This is a genomic window from Bifidobacterium tsurumiense (genome assembly GCF_000741765.1).
GTDB classification, from domain to species: Bacteria; Actinomycetota; Actinomycetes; order Actinomycetales; family Bifidobacteriaceae; genus Bifidobacterium; species Bifidobacterium tsurumiense.
Genome location: NZ_JGZU01000015.1, coordinates 132494 through 151160, shown reverse-complemented (window position 1 = coordinate 151160; position 18667 = coordinate 132494). Strand labels below are relative to the sequence as shown.

General features: G+C 53.3%; 14 protein-coding genes and 1 riboswitch. Of the genes, 9 read left to right on the top strand and 5 right to left on the bottom strand.

What is annotated here, in order from left to right:
• Window positions 1-248 precede the first annotated feature (248 nt).
• Window positions 249-1598 carry a collagen-binding domain-containing protein gene (locus tag BITS_RS06565; RefSeq protein ID WP_160249600.1) on the bottom strand — a complete coding sequence of 450 codons (1350 nt, stop codon included), beginning with the start codon at window positions 1596-1598 and terminating at the stop codon, window positions 249-251.
• Between the two features lie 614 nt (window positions 1599-2212).
• Window positions 2213-2728, bottom strand: coding sequence for a GNAT family N-acetyltransferase (locus BITS_RS06560; RefSeq protein WP_202961126.1), 516 nt, complete (start codon window positions 2726-2728; stop codon window positions 2213-2215).
• Window positions 2729-2737: 9 nt separating this feature from the next.
• A riboswitch (guanidine-III (ykkC-III) riboswitch) is annotated at window positions 2738-2802 on the bottom strand.
• Between the two features lie 246 nt (window positions 2803-3048).
• Here BITS_RS06560 and BITS_RS06555 point away from each other — a divergent pair.
• From BITS_RS06555 to BITS_RS06540, 4 genes are all read left to right on the top strand, one after another.
• A complete protein-coding gene (locus BITS_RS06555; protein ID WP_034533462.1) occupies window positions 3049-4437 on the top strand; it encodes a dihydrolipoyl dehydrogenase family protein in 1389 nt (462 codons plus the stop codon).
• A 186-nt stretch (window positions 4438-4623) separates the two neighbouring features.
• Window positions 4624-6300: a formate--tetrahydrofolate ligase gene (locus BITS_RS06550; RefSeq protein WP_026641608.1), complete on the top strand. Its 1677-nt coding sequence runs from the start codon at window positions 4624-4626 to the stop codon at window positions 6298-6300.
• Window positions 6301-6463: 163 nt separating this feature from the next.
• Window positions 6464-7114: a cyclodeaminase/cyclohydrolase family protein gene (locus tag BITS_RS06545; protein ID WP_034533461.1), complete on the top strand. Its 651-nt coding sequence runs from the start codon at window positions 6464-6466 to the stop codon at window positions 7112-7114.
• Window positions 7115-7122: 8 nt separating this feature from the next.
• Window positions 7123-7977: a bifunctional 5,10-methylenetetrahydrofolate dehydrogenase/5,10-methenyltetrahydrofolate cyclohydrolase gene (locus tag BITS_RS06540; RefSeq protein WP_026641606.1), complete on the top strand. Its 855-nt coding sequence runs from the start codon at window positions 7123-7125 to the stop codon at window positions 7975-7977.
• Between the two features lie 203 nt (window positions 7978-8180).
• On the opposite strand, the gene BITS_RS06535 is transcribed toward BITS_RS06540, so the two are convergent.
• The 3 genes from BITS_RS06535 to BITS_RS08750 form a co-directional block, all read right to left on the bottom strand.
• A complete protein-coding gene (locus BITS_RS06535) occupies window positions 8181-9500 on the bottom strand; it encodes an ABC transporter permease (RefSeq protein WP_026641605.1) in 1320 nt (439 codons plus the stop codon).
• Complete coding sequence (locus tag BITS_RS06530) at window positions 9497-10213, bottom strand: ABC transporter ATP-binding protein (RefSeq protein ID WP_026641604.1); 717 nt, start codon at window positions 10211-10213, stop codon at window positions 9497-9499. Before BITS_RS06530 ends, BITS_RS06535 begins: the two co-directional genes overlap by 4 nt.
• A gap of 102 nt (window positions 10214-10315) precedes the next feature.
• Window positions 10316-10903 carry a TetR/AcrR family transcriptional regulator gene (locus BITS_RS08750; RefSeq protein WP_051264297.1) on the bottom strand — a complete coding sequence of 196 codons (588 nt, stop codon included), beginning with the start codon at window positions 10901-10903 and terminating at the stop codon, window positions 10316-10318.
• Window positions 10904-11103: 200 nt separating this feature from the next.
• Here BITS_RS08750 and BITS_RS06520 point away from each other — a divergent pair, with 200 nt between their 5' ends.
• The 5 genes from BITS_RS06520 to BITS_RS06495 all read left to right on the top strand — a co-directional run bounded on the left by BITS_RS06520 (window position 11104) and on the right by BITS_RS06495 (window position 18621).
• Window positions 11104-11835 (top strand): hypothetical protein, encoded by a 732-nt coding sequence (locus tag BITS_RS06520; protein WP_238556560.1) that lies wholly within the window; start codon window positions 11104-11106, stop codon window positions 11833-11835.
• 446 nt (window positions 11836-12281) lie between these two features.
• Window positions 12282-14162, top strand: coding sequence for an MFS transporter (locus BITS_RS06515; RefSeq protein ID WP_044259620.1), 1881 nt, complete (start codon window positions 12282-12284; stop codon window positions 14160-14162).
• Between the two features lie 362 nt (window positions 14163-14524).
• Window positions 14525-14794, top strand: coding sequence for a 30S ribosomal protein S15 (rpsO, locus tag BITS_RS06510; protein WP_026641602.1), 270 nt, complete (start codon window positions 14525-14527; stop codon window positions 14792-14794).
• Window positions 14795-15141: 347 nt separating this feature from the next.
• Window positions 15142-17808 (top strand): polyribonucleotide nucleotidyltransferase, encoded by a 2667-nt coding sequence (locus tag BITS_RS06500; protein ID WP_026641600.1) that lies wholly within the window; start codon window positions 15142-15144, stop codon window positions 17806-17808.
• A gap of 246 nt (window positions 17809-18054) precedes the next feature.
• Window positions 18055-18621 (top strand): LemA family protein, encoded by a 567-nt coding sequence (locus tag BITS_RS06495; protein WP_026641599.1) that lies wholly within the window; start codon window positions 18055-18057, stop codon window positions 18619-18621.
• The last annotated feature ends 46 nt before the right edge of the window (window positions 18622-18667 follow it).

Here is an 18667-nt window from a genome sequence, read left to right as displayed (position 1 = left end):
AGGACAGTTATGAATGACTCTGATGCTGCCGGAAAACGCTCAGATATTTGCAGCTTGCATTTGGCATATTGTTGCGAACCCGATGCATTCTTGTGGTCATGTTTGTCAGAAGTGACTATTTATGAGTCTCAGAAGAGACCATGCTTATTAGATTTTTTCTATAACCATTGAGCTACACGTAATCCCGCCACCGAAATTAAGTGACGGGATTACGTTTTGTGAGGTTGAAAGGGAATCTAGGTTTCGATCTACTGCAAATGTGCCTTAGCCCTCGCAAGCAGTCCAGCGATACCTGCTGCAGCAAGACAAGCGAATAGCGCTGCTGTTATTGCAGTGTTGGCACCTGTGCTAGCCAACTTCTTGACTCGTTTTGGTGTCTTAGGTTCAATTGGCTGAGGAGCCTCCGGATTAGTGGGTTCCTCAGGTTCGGGAGTCTTTGGAGTGTCAGGCGTTGGGGAATCTGGTGTTTCCGGCTCATTTGGTGTTGGGTTATCAGGCGCGTCAGGTTCCTCTGGGCTCGGCTGATCCGGAGCAGTCGGAGTTTCTGGCTCTTCTGGTTTGTTTGGTTCCTCTGGAGTTGTTGGCTCTTCGGGGGTAGTCGGCTTATCTGGCTTGGATGGATCCTCAGGGGTTGTGGGCTCCTCAGGGGCAGGGTTTTCGGGAAGTCGGGGAGAGGGCATGCGGAAGGGGAAGTGATGCTGTTCTGAGCCAGCGAATTTGCCGCTTGCAACAACAATAGTGCCTTGGATATTGGCATTGGTTTTATTCAGATGGGCCTGAGGGGCGAGAACCGATCCGTCAAGGCTGTCGCCGGTTTGATCAACGGATGTGGCATCGGATGCCACCCAGAGCATGGCGCCAGGATCACGATTGCCGCACAGTCTGGTATCGAAGACCACATGCTCCCCGTCAATGCTGACGATCAAATATGTTTCAGTGTCGGCGCTTGGAGTATCGCCCTCGAATTTAATTTCATCAAGCTCAGCAAGTTGCGCGCTGGAGACATTCCAGTAATTGCAACGACCCTTGGTCAGTCGGATGGTGGCGTTATTGCCTGAGATTTCAACCGAGGCAGCCACGCCTAAAGCTTCATCATCAGCAGCTTTGTCGATGGAATTGGCCAAAGTAATGGCTTTGTTTTGCTTGAATAGTTTGGCAAATAGATCAGGGGAAGAAACCGCATCGGCATCTCGATCATTGGCGCCATAAATGCTGGGATTTGAATCATAAGAAGCGCCCTTCTTCACCACCTTGACCTGCACGCTTGCGCCGTTGCTGTCTTTGTTCAAGGCATCGACATTGCTGGTATTGCCGATACGGATAGCTCCGTTCATCGCTTGAAGAGTACCGTCGGAGTGGGGGAGATCCAAATTCTGGGCAAGCAAGCTCACGCCATCGGCATCGTTTCCTGAATGCAGTGTCGTGTTGGTGCCATTAAAGGTCAGGGTCCCTCCTACTGCTACGGCGCCTTCGGATTCGGCCTTGAGATCTGCGTCACCAAAAGTGACAACATTCCATTCGTTGTAATCAGCCAGAAGCTGTGTGGCTTGGTCTGTGCCGATACCATTATCGTCTGCTGCGGTTTCGGCCTGTGCCACGGATGGCAGGAAAGTGAACGATATCAGGGAGATAAATATTGATATCGTCGAAAACACATGCGTTGATGACATTCTTCTTCTATGAGACATGATGCTATATACCAATCAATCTTTAATAACGGCCATCGTCCATGACGACGTTTATGCACGCAGAAAAGAACCAACCGTGTTTTTACCGCATGCGGACATACCTGCAAATAGGCGCGCAGATATTTAATGAAGCAGATCAGGGCTGCGATGTGCACAATTGCAACTTCTCATTTGAGATATTTACATGACAAAATTGCAAACGTTTACATTGTGCTGATATGCATCCCTGTTATTCCAGCATGTATAACTGGAAGCATGAAGCATTTCAGTAACTGAAGCACTTCACACCTGAATGTGAACAATATCACATTTGGGGATTTAGGCAAATTAACGCGGTTAACACTTGGTAATTAATGAAAACGTTTTGCATGTCTCGTATCAAATATGACAATGAGACACGCCGTATGAAAGGTTGCTTGTGCAGACAAGCTGAGAAATGGCTGTAAGAGTGTACGCCAAGCGATTGGTACTTGGATTCAACAGCTATATGAGTATTGTGATTCGGTCGGGTTTCGATATTTGCCTTACAACATATGCTGCATAAGCAAGTCGGTCTGTTCATCCGATCCGAGCATGAAGACATGCGAGCCAACAGTCTTGAAGCCCATGCGCTCGTAAAATCTGCGTGCCGCATCATTGTGTTCCCAAACACCGAGCCAGACGCTGGTGAGCTGAGCCTGACGTGCACGAACCATGGCAAATGTGATCAGCAGGCTTCCGAGGCCTAGACGTTTATGACTGGGCGCAATATATATACGCTCAATCTCCATTGCTTCGGCCCCGACCTCCTCGTGTTGGGCAGAGCCAAGATTGAGTTTGAGATATCCGACGATCTGTTCGTCCACAGTGACAAAATAGAACTCTGAGTCCGGATTGTTCAGTTCCTGTTCCAACCGCTCAATGGAATATGCTTCGGCAAGATATTGTGCCAGGTCCTCGGCGGTATTGTCTTTTGCGAAGGTATCTGTGAATGTAGCAATGCTGATGGCTTGCAATTCTTCAACGCGATCAACGGACACAGGGGTTATGGACAGGGTCATGATATTCCTTAGAGGCCGTCTTGTCGTCTTCCGGGTACGGCTCCCTCGTCCGGGCGCATTGGTGATGCGCTGAACACACATACTATTCATGGCCAAGTACGGATTAACGAACGAGGATGGGAGAAAAGGTTTGAATCAAGGTGCTGCTGACCGCACTAACACGCCGACGGCGACGAAGAAGACCAAGATGCGACCCATGCAGAGATTGCAGTGCGGCGTTTCTCATTTGGCGAACGATGTCGAAAGCATCAAAAAACCATACACTTGAGATTGGTTGCCGTCGGCGCGGCATCGTCATCGTGGATAACGAAAGGACTGGCATGGAACAAGTAGATTTGCTCGTTGTTGGTGGAGGCAAGGCAGGAAAGTCCTTAGCTATGGCACAGGCCAAAAAAGGCTGGAAAGTCGCCATGGTTGAGCGCCAATATGTTGGCGGCACATGCATCAACGTGGCATGCATTCCAACCAAGTCATTGGTTGCCTCTGCCCGTCGAATGGCTGATACGCGTAGTGACGCCACATTCGGTGTGGAAGGCACTGAAGGGGCAAAGATCAATCTGAATGCCCTGCGTGCACACAAAGAAGGCGTCGTGGGTGGCATGGTGGCCGCTCACGAGAAGATGTTCGCGGCTCCTGGCCTTGACTTCATTCGAGGGGAAGCGAAATTCACCGGTCCCAAGACCATCGAAGTCACCCTGAATGACGGTGGAGTGCGTGAAATCACCGGCGACAAGGTGCTGGTCAATCTTGGCGCCCGTCCGTCCATGCCTTCTATCCCAGGTCTCAAAGAAGCGGGAGCATGGACTTCGGAAGACATTCTGCGTCTTGAGACAATCCCTGAGTCGCTTGCCATTATCGGCGGAGGTTATATTGGCGTTGAATTCTCGCAGACGATGGCTGAGTTCGGTTCCAAGGTCACACTTATCGCTTCCGGTGAGCATGTCCTGCCGCGCGAGGATGCCGATATCGCACAGCAAGTCGAGGCCGGACTTCTTGATTCCGGCGTCACCATCAAATACGGCGTGCGAGCGGTATCCGTTTCAGGTAAGACCGGAGAAGCGTCGGACTCCGTAAGCATTGAGCTCAGCGATGGAAGCACTGTTTCCGCATCCGCAGTTCTGGTCGCTGCCGGCCGTGTGCCGAATACTGACGGCATCGGCTTGGACAAAGCGGGCATCGATCTGGATGATCGCGGCATGATCGTTGTCGATGATCAGATGCGCACTTCAGCACCCGATGTGTGGGCTGCTGGCGATAGCGCAGGCACCCCTATGTTTACGCATGCATCCTGGCATGATTTCCGCATCATCCGCGCTCAATTCAACGGTGAAAACAGCGAATGCACTTCCAAGGCGGGGCGCCTGATTCCATACACCGTCTTCACCATGCCGGAGTTGGCCCGTATCGGCCTATCTGAGGATGAAGCTCGCGCTCAAGGACTGGACATCAAGGTCGCCAAGATCCCGGCAAATGCCATTCCTCGTGCCAAGACCATGCGCATTCAGCACGGCATGTGGAAGGCAATCGTGGAAGCTTCCACCGGCAAGATCTTGGGAGCAACTCTGGTCGGACCGGAATCCGGCGAGGTCATCACCGCTTTGCAGGTGGCCATCGCTTCCGGAATGACGTATCAGCAGCTGCGATTCCTGCCGATTGCACATCCGACAATGGGTGAGGGATTGAATATTCTGTTCGATCAGCTCGACTAGTTCATGAATCACTTCAACGGAATTGCTGGCCGTCTGATATGTGATGATTTTCATGTGGCGCGTGTCCTGTGGACATGCGCCACTTTGTGTCTGGTGGATTGACGTACAGTAATGGCGTATCGATTGGCGACGATGGATGCATGTTGGAAATGTTCGTAGGGCAGGCTATCGAAAGGTGATATGAACATGGCGGCATACAAGTCTGATATTGAGATCGCGCAGGAAAATGAGGCACTTCCCATTCTTCGCATAGCCGAAAGTCTCGGGTTGAATGAGGATCAGCTTGAGCAATATGGCAAATACAAGGCGAAACTTGATATCCATGCCTTAGTCGATAAGCCAGCCAAGGGCAAACTCGTTCTGGTGACGGCAATCACGCCAACGCCTGCCGGAGAAGGCAAAACCACCACCTCAGTCGGTCTTTCTGATGCCTTGAGCCGTATCGGCAAGAAGACTGTTCTGGCTTTGCGTGAACCGTCGCTCGGTCCCGTATTCGGTATCAAGGGTGGCGCTGCTGGCGGTGGATATGCCCAAGTCGTCCCTATGGAGGATATCAATCTGCACTTCACGGGTGACTTCCACGCCATCGGCGCTGCGAATAATCTGCTTGCAGCGCTTTTGGATAATCATATTCAGCAGGGCAATGCTTTGGGAATCGATTCCAAGACGATCACTTGGAAGCGCGTGGTCGACATGAATGACCGTCAGCTGCGCCATATCATCGACGGCTTGGGTGGCCGTATGCAGGGCGTGCCGCGCGAGGACGGTTTCGATATCACCGTGGCATCCGAAGTGATGGCAGTATTCTGCCTGGCCTCTGATTTGATGGATTTGAAGGAACGCCTTGGCCGAATGGTGGTCGCTCAGACTTTTGATGGCAAGCCTGTTACAGCTCATGATCTGAAGGCCGAAGGTGCTATGGCCGCTCTGCTCAAGGACGCCATCAAGCCGAATCTCGTGCAAACCTTGGAACATACGCCAGCATTGGTGCATGGCGGACCATTCGCCAATATCGCCCACGGATGCAATTCTGTTCTGGCCACTGCCACAGCCTTGAAGTTGGGGGATTATGTGGTCACCGAAGCCGGATTTGGCGCAGACCTTGGCGCTGAGAAGTTCTGCGATATCACGAGCCGTTATGCAGGATTCAAGCCGGATGCATGTGTGGTTGTGGCAACGGTCCGTGCATTGAAGATGCATGGTGGCCTGCCGAAGAATGATTTGCAGCATGAGGATCTGGAAGCCCTGAAGCGCGGTATGCCGAATCTGCTTCAGCATGTGCGCAATATGCAGGATATCTACGGTCTGCCAGTGGTGGTTGCCATCAACGCATTCCCCACGGATACCAAAGAGGAGCTCGATCTGGTCGAGGCGTCCTGCCGTGAACTCGGCGTCAATGTGGCACTCTCCGAAGTATGGGCCAAGGGCTCTGAAGGCGGCGTGGCTCTGGCCGAGGAAGTCGTGCGCTTGTGCGAAGAAGGCAATGCACAATTCCGCTATGGATATGAACTTGAAGGCGGCATCAAGGACAAGCTCAACGCCATTGCGACCAAGGTCTACCACGCCGATGGCGTCGAATTGACCGCCGCAGCGAATAAGCAACTCAAGCGGCTTGAAGAGCAGGGATTCGGCAATCTGCCTATTTGCATGGCAAAGACCCAATATTCCTTCTCTGACAACGCCAAATTGCTTGGCGCCCCGACTGGATTCACTATCACGGTGCGCAATCTCAAGGTTTCCGCCGGAGCTGGGTTCATCGTTGCATTGACTGGGGATATCATGACCATGCCTGGTCTGCCCAAGGCACCTGCTGCGCAAAATATCGACGTGACGGCTGATGGAAAGATCACTGGCCTGTTCTAAAGCGGAGCATGGATGTCCATAAATGCGGAGGCGGAGCTTCAGGGCTTCGCCTCTTCGTTATACTGGGAGCCGTCGTGAGGTGAGCAATACGCATATCGTTGTGGCTTTCACGACATGAAGTGGTGTGCATGGCCTCATGCTTGAAGTGAAGGAGACCGGGCGTATGGTTGATGATGGAGAACAAGCTGTTGCGCTCACCGATCTGTCCTTGGAAGCATTCACTGCAAGACTTGCAGCCAAGCATTCGGTACCGGGAGGGGGCGGCGCCGCAGCTGTTGTGGGTTCGCTCGGCGCGGCATTGGGCGCTATGGCAGCGCATTTCACGAGTGGCAAGAAGTCCTATGCACAGGTGCAGGGCGATATTGAAAGAATTGCCGGTTCTGCGACTGCGCTAAGCCAGCAGCTACTTCAATTGGTCAATGAGGATGCGCGGAATTTTGAACCACTTGCTCATGTGTACTCCATGCCTAAGGACCAGCCGGGAAGAGAAGAGCTGCTCGAAAATGCAACCTTAAAAGCCTGTGAAGCGCCGCTCGAGATGATGCGCTTGTGTTCACGTTCAATTGCATTACTCGAAGAGGCATCTGACAAGGTGTCGACATTATTGCTTTCGGATGTGGCTTGTGGAGCGGTGCTATGCGGTGCCGCTCTCCAGGCGGCGAGCGTCAATGTCTTCGTCAATACCGCGCAATTGAAGAATGACGAGGTGGCGCGGCCTCTTGAAGAGGAAGCGGATGCCTTATTGTTGGCCAATATTCCACGTGCGGATACAGTGGCTGAAAAGGCAGTGACTCGAATTCGTGGGAAGGAATAGAGCCAGGTATGGCAAAGGTGTTGAAAGGCGCTCCGGTTGCGGCGGCAATGAGAGAGCAACTTATTGAGCGAGTTCAAGGTTTGCAAAAGCGCGGCATTGAGCCGACTCTTGCCATAATACGAGTTGGAGAACGTGCTGACGACTTGGCTTATGAGCGCGGTGCCGTGAAGCGTTGCGAGCAGGTCGGCATCAAGGTCCAAAAATACTTACTCGCTGATGACTGTGCGCAAGAAGAATTGATGGCAGCTATCCATGAGGTCAATGAAAATGACGGCATCCACGGTTGTTTGCTCCTGCGCCCATTGCCGAAGACCTTGGATGAGGGTGCGGCCTGTGAGTATTTGAGGCCTGCAAAGGATGTTGACTGCATTACGCATGAGTCGATGTATGGCGTAGTTGCCGGGGAGAATACCGGATTTCCTCCATGCACGGCTGAAGCTGTTGTGGCGTTGCTGGACCATTATGGGGTGGAGCTGGCCGGCGCTCGCGTAACGGTGGTCGGTAGGTCCATGGTGATAGGCAAACCGGTCTCGCTTATGTTGCAGTCACGCAATGCCACGGTCACTATGTGTCATACGCGGACCAAGGATCTGGCCGGTGAATGTCGCCGTGCCGATATTGTGGTGGTGGCAGCAGGTCGTGCCGGAGTTCTTGGCTCGGATGCGGTGAGTTCCGGTCAGGTCATAATCGATGTCGGCATTAATTGGGATTCAGAGGCCCAGAAGTTAGTGGGCGATGTCGCCTTCGACGATGTTGAACCAACAGTGGATGCAATCACCCCTGTTCCCGGAGGACTTGGGCCTGTGACGACTGCCGTTTTGGCTCGTCATGTGGTGATGGCTGTTGAACGCATCGGGATGTGAATGCGAGTCAGGTTCGGATTCCTGACCGGGTGTGCTTCATGTGATGCGGGCATGCCAAACCGCACAAAATGCTTTCCTGTTGAGAGTAATGGTGTGATCATAAAAGGCAGATCATTCCATCGGGCATCTTGTGCGGTTATACATTGTCGCTATTCACTGAGGGAAAGGTATCTCGGACTCGTTACCATTCCCGTGGAAGATCCCTATTCATATCGAAGAGCTTCGATTGGATCCTTGCCGGCTGCACGCGCTGCAGGAAGTGTGCCTGCCAAGAATGCGATGGCGATAATCAAGGCGGCGACACCAGCGATAATCCCCGGTGAGAAGGAAATCAAGGTCAGTCCAGGCAGGTCAGCCAAAGGCCCATTCGACAAGGCATGATTAATCCACGGGGCGGCGACAGCCGGTATCACAATGCCTACGGCCGCTGACAGAGCGCCGATGACTATTGATTCCAGACTGAACAATGCGAATACGCGCCGAGACGTCAATCCGAGAGCCTTCAGCAGGCCTATCTCCCTGGTCCGTTCCTGAACGCTCATCAACAAGGTGTTGATGATGCCCAGGCTTCCTGCCACCAAAGCGATTGCTGCGAATGCAACAAGCATGATCAGAATTGCGTCGAAGAATGCGCGGAATTGTCCCAGAATCTCGTTGATGGTCTGACCGCGGTATCCGGCATCGCTCAAGCGCTGTTGCACTTGCGAAACGGCGTCTTCGATACTCTGTCCATCTTCTGTTTCGACGGTTACGCTAGCCGTCGCCCATCGCTGCTTCTGATCATCGGGAAGGCCTTTTGCGCTGACGTTATAAATCGCGTCGGTCAGGGCGGTGTTTAGCGTGGCGGTTGCGCTACTTGAGGTCAGCACAGGATCACTGACACCGACCACTTTCGCGGTTACTGTCTCCATTGTGCCTGTCGGATCGCTGACGCCAAGTTCCACGGTTTTTCCAACGAGCTCGGAGGCGTTCTCCAAGCCAAAGGTTTTCACATAATCGCGGGGCAGAACGATTTGGTGATCCTGCGAGTTCAAATCCGGTTGTTCTCCGGCAGCAAGCGGGAGAGATACCCCGGGAATGCCTGGAGAAATATTCAGCACCCATCTATCGTCGTCCGACGATCCTTGAAGCTGCACATAGTCCACGGAAACCGAGCGGACGGTATGGACCTGAGAAACCCCCTCGATGGATCGCAACGTATTCATATCGTCCTGTGTCAGCAATTCCACTGAGCCGGAACCGCTCATGGCTGCGGCTCCTGCTTCCATTCCAGATGCGGCATCAGGATCATATTTGGCGATGCCATCCTCTACGGTTTCGGTGGGTTTGGTCACTGTTAACGTATCTTCAGATCCAACGGAAGCGATGGTCTCGTCAATATACGAATTCAGGCCATTATTCACAGCAAGAGTCAGGGAAAGCGTGAACGCGCCAATGGCGATTGCCAAGGCGGTCAACGAGGTACGCAGACGATTCCTGAAGGTGTTGGAGATTGCGGTGGCAATAAGATCGCGCGTTTTCACAGTGCCTTCCTTTCGTCCGAGGCGACGCGGCCGTCAGCAATGGTGATTTGGCGATCGCATTTGGCGGCAAGATCTGGATCGTGCGTAACGATAACCAAGGTGATGCCACGGTCACGATGCAGAGAGAACAGGGTGTCCTCCACAACCTGACCGGTGGCGCTATCCAGATTGCCCGTGGGCTCGTCAGCGAAAATCACGTCCGGCTCATTGATAAGCGCACGTGCGATGACCACGCGCTGCTTTTGACCGCCGGATAGATCACTGGCTTTGTTGTGCGCCTTATTGTCCAGCCCGAGCAACTTGAGTGCATTCATTGCTCTGCGCTCGCGCCTTCTGCGATTGACCCCTGCAATGGTGAGCGGCAATGCCACGTTATCAAGTACGCTGCCGTTGGTGATGAGGAAGAATTGCTGAAATACGAATCCAAAAGTATCGTTGCGCACCTTGGCAAGTTGAGATGCAGACAGCTTCGTGGTGTTCGTTCCGTTGAGGGTTATGGAACCACTTGTCGGCGTATCCAGCAGAGCGGTCAAATGCATGAAAGTGGATTTTCCTGCGCCGCTTTTGCCGATTATGGCAACTGATTCGCCTTTGTTGATGGAAACGGATACATGATTAAGCGCGGTAAAGGCCGAATCGCCTTGACCATAGCGTTTGATCACATCGTCCAGTCGGATGAGCGGCTGTTCGCCGGATGGATGCGGAGAGGTCATTGTGACTCCTTGATGATCTTCGGATTGATGTTGGTGCCGTTGATGAGAGACAGCTTGTTGCTGTGCTTGAGGAGAGGGATTTGAATTGCTATGCCTGAGGATTCAATCGAGTTTGGTCGCAAGAATGTGTTCCAAGGTGCTCAGACACAGTGCAATAATCTCATCGAGCTCGCTGGCGTTCCTCTGGGGGGATTCATGCGCAAGATACTCGCAAAATACCATCCACGCGCCGATTCGATCTCTTATGGCGTCAGAGTCTTCCAAGTCAAGCAGTTCAAGAATGCGTTGTTGCTGAGATGCATGATTTGTGCAATACGCCATGTATATGGCGTCCAAGGTGAAACGGTTGGTGACATCGCAAGTCTTCTGGAACAGGCCGTCGCGTTCTGCGATCCTTTCGAACATAGTGCGTAACATTTGCTCGATATTGTCGCGGGCGGATTTTCCGCTATCCGGCTCGGTGTCCATGAGAAGTTGTTTTGATTCATGTTGCAACACGGCGGCGAATAGCTGCTCTTTGCTGGGGAAATAGTGGTATACCAGTGCACGGGTGATACCGGCTTCCTGAGCAATGGCGCTTATGGAAGCCCCTGCCACCCCGTCCCTTGCGAAATGTCTGGCAGCAACGGCGATGATTTGCGCTTGCCGTTGCTCGGGTGATTGCCGCGAAAAATTCGGCTTATTAGGCATGTGTAAAATATATGCCGCCAGCCGCAAAGCTTCAATGCACAGCTCACTCTTATCGCTAACCGCTTATATTTTGGTCACATTCAGCATTGCCGTGCTTATGGGTGACGGTGTTATCCGCCCGCAAGATTCGGCTAGGCCATGATGCAAGGGGTAGTGGGAAGAGGCTAGAGTAGGCAAAAGATATGAATATGGAGGTGCATATGGTTGATCAGCAGTCGGTTTCAGCCCCGCAGCAGGTCCGTTCTGGGCAGACAAAGGATGGAAATGTCGATCAGCCAATAGATGCATGGAAAGACGATATTGCAACGGGTTCAAGTGCTTCTGTCGATTCGCAGGATCTTGCACTTGCCGAAGCGTCGGAACTGTCGTTGGCTGATATCGAGCGTAGCCGATCGCATCCTCTGCAGTGGGTGGCATATGCCGTTGCGGTGTTGGTTGCCATAATCGCCCCGTATTGGTTTGGACGTATGCTTGCGGTTCAGCACACCGAGTGGGTCGTGGCCCATATTTCCATATTCCAGCCACAAGGTATTGCTTTCATAGCTTGGACGGTGACAGTGGTCGCCTTCACCGGATTGGCGATGATGATAGTGGAATCGAAAAGCTGGTTGTGGCGCGTGGTCTTCATAATCGGCTTGGCTCTGGAACAGCTCATTGCCGGAGTTTCACTATTGAAGTTGAGCTTCTGGTATTCCACATATGTTGTGTATGGCGATTCTTCAAATCTGGTGAACGCTGCCAATCTGGGCATTATCTCCGCTGGCTTTGCAGTCGCCGTGTACGCGGTCGTATTCGTCGGTCTGTTGGTTTTGATCCGCAAGGATTCGCCGCTGAATGTGCTCACCAGAAGCTGGGCGTCATTCATTTTGTTCTTCGTGATAGAAACCAGCGCTCTGTTGATTGTGCTCTTTGGCGGATTGCTGTCCATCTGACAATGAGTCGCGGAATAGTCTGTGCTGCGGTTTCGGTTTGCTATTAGCTTCTGGATCTGTTTGGGTTTGGCATGAGCGATATTCAGCGGTTATGAGTTACTGATTATTGAACACCTGTGCGTTGCGGAGTTCACACTCAAAACAAATAAAAGCTGTCTGCCCTGCACATAATCCTCGGCGCAATGGGTGAACCGTGCTATTGCCGAACTCACTGGTGGCATGGAAGGATGGCACTGAATACCATTTTCCGCATCACCCATGTCTCTGCATCCTTCTAAAATCGTATGCCAACTCACAGCGGTCATATGTTGAGCTCGGAATTGTGTGGGATGCGCAATGCCTGCGGTGCTCCATTTTTGGACAGGCCGGTTGAGCTGCCGTCGCATATTGCGACGATGAATACGAGTGGTTCGAATTAGGACGAATCACGCAAGGATTGGATATGTATGAGTCAGCCTTCAAGGTCTGAAAACAACATAAATAATAAGAATTCTTCGCAAAGCAAGGCGGAGCGGACTGCGGCAAAAAATGCCGAACGTGCTCGCATTGCACAGCAAAAAGCCGCCATCCGCGCTGAACGTCGGCGCTTGGCTTTATTGCGTCGCCGTCGCCGTCTGCGTTTGGACGATGTCACGGTTGTGCAGGAGTCCGCATTGCGCAAGGCAATTGTCGGCTCAGTGGTCGGCAATCTGATGGAATGGTATGACGTTGGCGTTTATGGTTATGTGGCGGTTATTCTCGGCAAGGTATTCCTTCCCGATGTCGAGGGCCATATCCAGAACTTGTTTTCGCTCGGCGTTTTCGCAGTGACCTTCATTGCCCGACCTTTGGGCGGCATTATTCTTGGTCAGTTGGGCGATCGTCTGGGCCGCAAGGAAGTGCTGGCCTTCACACTGCTGATGATGGCTGGAGCGACCTTCCTTATCGGCGTGCTGCCCACATATGCGGCAGTGGGTGTTATCGCACCAATACTGCTAATTCTGCTCAAGCTCATTCAGGGCTTCTCAACGGGTGGCGAATATGCAGGAGCCACGACATTCATCACTGAATACGCTCCTGATAAGAAGCGCGGTTTCTACGCCTCGCTTCTGGATTGGGGCTCGTATATTGGATTCGCTATTGGTGCGGCCTTCGTATCGGTGCTGCAGCTCAATGTCAGCGATGCCTTTATGGAATCATGGGGATGGCGAATCCCGTTTATGGTGGCGCTTCCGCTGGGCGTTATCGCGCTGCTGTTCCGTTCACGTATTGAAGATACCCCAGCCTTCGTGGAAGCACAGGCAAATGAGGGTGATGCAACCAAATCCGATCCCGTGCCTGCTGTTGGCGAGGTTGAGGACGCCATTCGACTCGGAGAAGAGGAGCCGCAAGGACTTAAGGGGCTTGTGCGTAATTATTGGCGAGAACTGTTGACCGCTTTTGTGCTGGTCGCCGCAGCCAATACCACCGCATACGCTCTGACGTCGTATATGCCCACATACCTTTCCACCACATTGGATTACGATCCTGTGCACGGCAATCTGCTCACCCTTCCGGTTTTGGTATTGCTGGCCTTCATGGTGCCGCTCTCAGGATGGATTTCCGATCATGTCGGTCGCCGTACGGTGCTGTTCGCCGGTTCGATAAGCGCCATCGTGCTTGCCGTGCCTTCGTTCTTGCTTATGGCTCACGGTGCGATCTGGTCAACATTGCTGGGACTGTTCCTGCTTGCCATTCCGGTTGCTTTATACGTAGGTAACTTGGCTTCATCGCTGCCGGCGCTTTTCCCCACCTCTTCCCGATATGGCGGAATGGGTATTGCATATAACGCAGCAGTCGCGATTTTCGGTGGTACTGCAGGTTTCATTATGGAGGCTTTGGTCACGGCCACAGGCATTGCACTTGCCCCTGCATTCTGGGTTATCGCCACTTCTGCCGCCGGTTTTGTCGCCGTGATATTCCTCAAGGAATCTGCACGCCAGCCGCTTCCAGGATCCATGCCTTCTGTCGCAACCGAGGAAGAAGCAGTCGCTTTGGTGGAGACTCAGGAGGAAAATCCTGATATCAACGTCACAGAAATCTTTGAACAGGCCCCGGTGCATTTGGTGGATCAGCAGCCGACGGTTGCAGAGGCCAAGGCAGAGGTGCAGGTGGCTCTCGAGGCTGAAGCTGAAGCCCGGGAAGCCGTGCGTAAAGCGAAGTTAGTGACTGCAGCGGCTCGTCAGGCTGTTGTTGAGGCGCGAAAAGCCGAAGCAGAGGCCGAGTCGGAATCGGAGGCTGCGTCACAAGATCAGACTGGATCGCAGTCGCAAGTTGCAGACAAGCAACCTGAGGCAAACGACAACTAGAGAGCCGGACTCTGGAACCTGCTTTGCGTAGTGCAGCAATAACCGAGAACAGGCTTTGAGTAGTGCAGCAATAACCGAGTCCGGGCTTAGGATGTCGAATCCGGAATAGGTTGCATAGGCTCTTTTCTTAGCAAAGGATAGGCAGATTGAGTCCCGAGAGGTCAGCGTGAGAATAACCCATATGCCTCTTATTGCTCAAGCCATGGGCGGTTGGGATTGCAGGGATTCATTGTATTGTGATGGCATTCCCAGTGTTTTCCATGGCTTGTCATATACTTTCAGCTTGGCGTGTTTCGCCCGCGGATAGAGAGCGCTGCAACAATGGGTTGCGGCACCGCGCAGCAAGATGCAAGGAGGAAGCCGTGGCACTTACGGCTGAGGAAAAGCAAGAGATCATCACCAAGTACGCGACGCACGAGGGCGACACGGGTTCTCCCGAGGTCCAGATCGCTCTGCTGAGCAAGCGTATCTCTGATCTGACCGAGCATCTCAAGGAGCACAAGCATGATCACCACTCCCGTCGTGGTCTGCTGCTGATGGTCGGTGACCGTCGTCGTCTGCTTGACTATCTCAAGCGCGTGGACATCAACCGTTACCGTTCCTTGATTGAACGTCTTGGTTTGCGTCGATAATGATGCTTTCGCCCGACCATATGCATGGTCGGGCGCTTTTGCATAATATCGATGTGCATGCGGTGAGAGAAGTAGCGCCGTATGCGGCCGGTGGCAGTGCCGGTCGCATATCGGAGGGTGATGCGAATACGCTGCGATGCAAGGCGAGATCAGGAAGTCTCGCCAGCGGGGACGAAACACAACAACTGGTCTGGAAGAGACCGCAAGAAGCACATACCATATAAGAAGAACGAACCTGACATGAGGATTGCGCGGCCGGGTATGCCGCGATGGATGCCGAGCAGGATGCCGGATGTCAGGCCAGTATTTTGGATGCTAGGTAATAGGAACAAACAAAGGAGGAACCCGTGGAGGGTCCCGAAATCAAGGCCGTAGAGGCCGTAATTGACAATGGTTCATTTGGCAAGCGCACGCTTCGGTTTGAAACCGGAAGGCTTGCGCAGCAGGCGGATGGCGCTGTCGCCGCTTATCTCGACGACGATTCGATGGTGCTGTCCACCACCACGGCTGGATCCAGCCCCAAGGAAAACTACGATTTCTTCCCTCTGACAGTGGATGTGGAAGAAAAGATGTATGCAGCAGGTAAGATCCCAGGATCGTTCTTCCGTCGTGAGGGACGTCCTTCTTCGGAAGCTATTTTGGCTTGCCGTATTATCGATCGCCCTCTGCGTCCGCTCTTCCCGCACACTTTGCGCAATGAAGTGCAGGTTGTGGAAACTATTCTCTCCATCAACCCTGATGATGCATATGATGTCATCGCTCTGAATGCCGCCTCCGCTTCCACCATGATTTCCGGTCTTCCCTTTGAAGGCCCGGTTTCCGGTGTGCGTCTGGCCCTGATCGATGGACAGTGGGTTGCATTCCCTCGTTGGAGCGAACGCGAACGCGCCGTATTCGAGATCGTGGTCGCTGGCCGCGTTGTCGAGAATGGTGATGTGGCAATCGCCATGATCGAGGCTGGTGCCGGCAAGAACGCTTGGACCTTGATTTATGATGAGGGTCAGACCAAGCCTGATGAGGAAGTGGTTGCAGGCGGTCTTGAAGCCGCAAAGCCATTCATCAAGGTGATTTGCGAAGCCCAGGATGAGCTGAAGAAGATCGCTGCCAAGGAAACCAAGGAATTCCAGCTCTTCCCTGAATACACCGACGAACTCTATGCTCGTATCGACGAGATCGCTCATAACGATCTGGATGAAGCGCTTTCCATTGCAGAGAAGCTGCCCCGTCAGGATCGCATTCATGAGATCAAGGAAGCTGTGCGCGCACAGCTTGCCAATGAATTCACCGATATGGACGATGCCGAGAAGGAAAAGCAGCTCGGCAATGCATTCAAGGAATTGCAGCGCCAGATCGTCCGTCGCCGTATTCTGACCCAGGATTACCGAATCGACGGCCGTGGTCTGCGTGATATCCGTACGCTGTCTGCTGAGGTTGACATCGTTCCTCGCGTGCATGGTTCCGCACTGTTCCAGCGCGGAGAGACCCAGATCTTGGGTGTGAGCACATTGAATATGCTCAAGATGGAGCAGCAGGTGGATGCATTGTCCGGCCCGCAGACCAAGCGTTATATGCACAACTATGAAATGCCGCCATACTCGACCGGTGAAACCGGACGCGTTGGTTCCCCGAAGCGCCGCGAGATCGGCCACGGTGCCCTTGCTGAGAAGGCATTGGTTCCAGTGCTTCCTAGCCGCGAAGAGTTCCCTTATGCAATCCGCCAGGTGTCCGAGGCCATCGGATCCAACGGTTCCACCTCAATGGGCTCGGTGTGCGCATCGACTCTGTCCCTGTTGGCAGCTGGCGTACCACTGAAGGCTCCTGTCGCAGGCATCGCAATGGGCTTGGTTTCCGGCGATGTCGACGGTCAGCATATCTTCAAGACGCTCACCGATATCCTGGGTGCCGAGGATGCCTTCGGCGATATGGACTTCAAGGTTGCAGGCACTTCCGAGTTCATCACCGCACTGCAGCTGGACACCAAGTTGGACGGCATTCCAGCAGATATCCTGGCTTCCGCTTTGCAGCAGGCCAAGGAAGCCCGTACCACGATTCTCGAAGTCATCGATGAGTGCATTGACGCTCCTGCAGAGATGAGCCCATACGCACCGCGTATCATCACCACAACAGTTCCTGTTGAGAAGATCGGCGAGGTCATCGGACCTAAGGGCAAGATGATCAACCAGATTCAGGAAGAGACCGGCGCTGAGATCGCCATCGAAGATGACGGTACCGTGTTCATCTCCTCCGAAGGTGGCGAAGGTGCTGAGAAGGCGAAGCAGATCATCGATCAAATCGCCAATCCGCATGTGCCGGAAGCCGGCGAAAGCTACAACGGCAAGGTTGTGAAGACCACCAGCTTTGGTGCATTCGTCAACCTGACACCAGGAACCGACGGCTTGCTGCATATTTCGCAGATTCGCAATCTCGCCAATGGTGAGCGCATCGATGCTGTGGAGGATGTGCTCAAAGAAGGCGACGATGTTGAGGTCGTCGTGCAGGGCGTTGACGATCGAGGCAAGATCTCCTTGGCGATTCCGGGATTCGAGGATCAGGAATCTTCCGCTCCGGTACGTGAGCGTCGTGACCGTGGCGAGCGTTCGGATCGTGATGACCGTCGCGGCCAGCGCCGTGAACGTCGTGAGGATCGCGGCGGATATCGTGGCCGTCGTGACCGTGACGATCGTGATTATGATGATCGTCCACGTCGTCGTCATGAAGACCGCGATGATCGTGATGACCGTTATGAGGATCGCCGCCGCGATGATCGCGACGATCGTTATGATGATCGTGATTATGATGATCGTCCACGTCGTCGTCGCGAGGACCGTGAGGACCGCGGTGAGCGCCGTCGAGATGATCGTGATGACCGTCGCGGATACCGTGGCCGTCGCGATGATCGCAACCCGCGCTATGCAGCGGATGAGAATTACGATGAGTACCGCGCTGATCGCGAAGAGCGCTCGGAGCGTCCTCGCCGCCGTGTGCGCCGCGACTTCGATCCGTTTGAGGACTGATGCGCTAGCTCGCTGAAGACGGCGTTAAAGGGATGCCCCTTCGATGACCTGAGCGATTCGGCGAGCGAATGAATTTACAAGAACCGGTGACTTCCGATTATCTCGGAGTCGCCGGTTCTTGCATGTTCAGCCAACCTCATGACGCACGCAGGCGTCGGAGTGGAAGCCTTCGGTAAGGGGAGTATGGGTATGATAAGAGCATCTCATGCACACAGATATTGCATTGGAGAAGATTAAGGAGTCGCAATGGTAGTGGCAATAATTATCATCGCTGTCATCGTATTGCTGGTGTTATGGGGCGTATCCATGTACAACCAGCTTGTTGGCTTGAGAAACAAGGTGAAAAATGGGTGGGCTCAAATCGATGTTCAGCTCAAGCAACGCTCCGATTTGATTCCGAACTTGGTTGAAACGGTCAAGGGGTATGCAGCACACGAAAACAATGTGCTCACCCAGGTCACTCAGGCTCGTGCACGTGTGGTCGCCGCGGCTTCGGATCCCTCCACCACCATGGCACAGCGCGTAGCAGCAGAAAATGAGCTCTCCCGCTCGTTGATCAACTTGCAGGCCACTGCTGAAGCGTACCCACAGCTGCAAGCCAATCAGAATTTCATGGATTTGCAAGGCCGACTGGGGCAGTTGGAAGAGAAAATCGCTTTTGCGCGCCAGTTCTACAACGATGTGGTCATGAAATACAACACCTCGACGGAAACGGTGCCTACCAATATCATCGCAGGCTTGTTCCGTTTTGAACAGGCTCAATACTTTGAGGCGGATGAGGCTTCCCGTGAGGCCCCCAAGGTGAAGTTCTAATCGATGTGATATGGCCTGTGCCGCCAAGGTTTACGGCGCAGGCCAT

Bases quoted from the DNA above. Each gene is read 5' to 3' on its own strand.
- BITS_RS06560 (WP_202961126.1), bottom strand. From the start codon at position 2,728: ATGACCCTGTCCATAACCCCTGTGTCCGTTGATCGCGTTGAAGAATTG.
- BITS_RS06555 (WP_034533462.1), top strand. From the start codon at position 3,049: ATGGAACAAGTAGATTTGCTCGTTGTTGGTGGAGGCAAGGCAGGAAAG.
- BITS_RS06550 (WP_026641608.1), top strand. From the start codon at position 4,624: ATGGCGGCATACAAGTCTGATATTGAGATCGCGCAGGAAAATGAGGCA.
- BITS_RS06545 (WP_034533461.1), top strand. From the start codon at position 6,464: ATGGTTGATGATGGAGAACAAGCTGTTGCGCTCACCGATCTGTCCTTG.
- BITS_RS06540 (WP_026641606.1), top strand. From the start codon at position 7,123: ATGGCAAAGGTGTTGAAAGGCGCTCCGGTTGCGGCGGCAATGAGAGAG.
- BITS_RS06530 (WP_026641604.1), bottom strand. From the start codon at position 10,213: ATGACCTCTCCGCATCCATCCGGCGAACAGCCGCTCATCCGACTGGAC.
- BITS_RS08750 (WP_051264297.1), bottom strand. From the start codon at position 10,903: ATGCCTAATAAGCCGAATTTTTCGCGGCAATCACCCGAGCAACGGCAA.
- BITS_RS06520 (WP_238556560.1), top strand. From the start codon at position 11,104: ATGGTTGATCAGCAGTCGGTTTCAGCCCCGCAGCAGGTCCGTTCTGGG.
- BITS_RS06515 (WP_044259620.1), top strand. From the start codon at position 12,282: ATGAGTCAGCCTTCAAGGTCTGAAAACAACATAAATAATAAGAATTCT.
- BITS_RS06495 (WP_026641599.1), top strand. From the start codon at position 18,055: ATGGTAGTGGCAATAATTATCATCGCTGTCATCGTATTGCTGGTGTTA.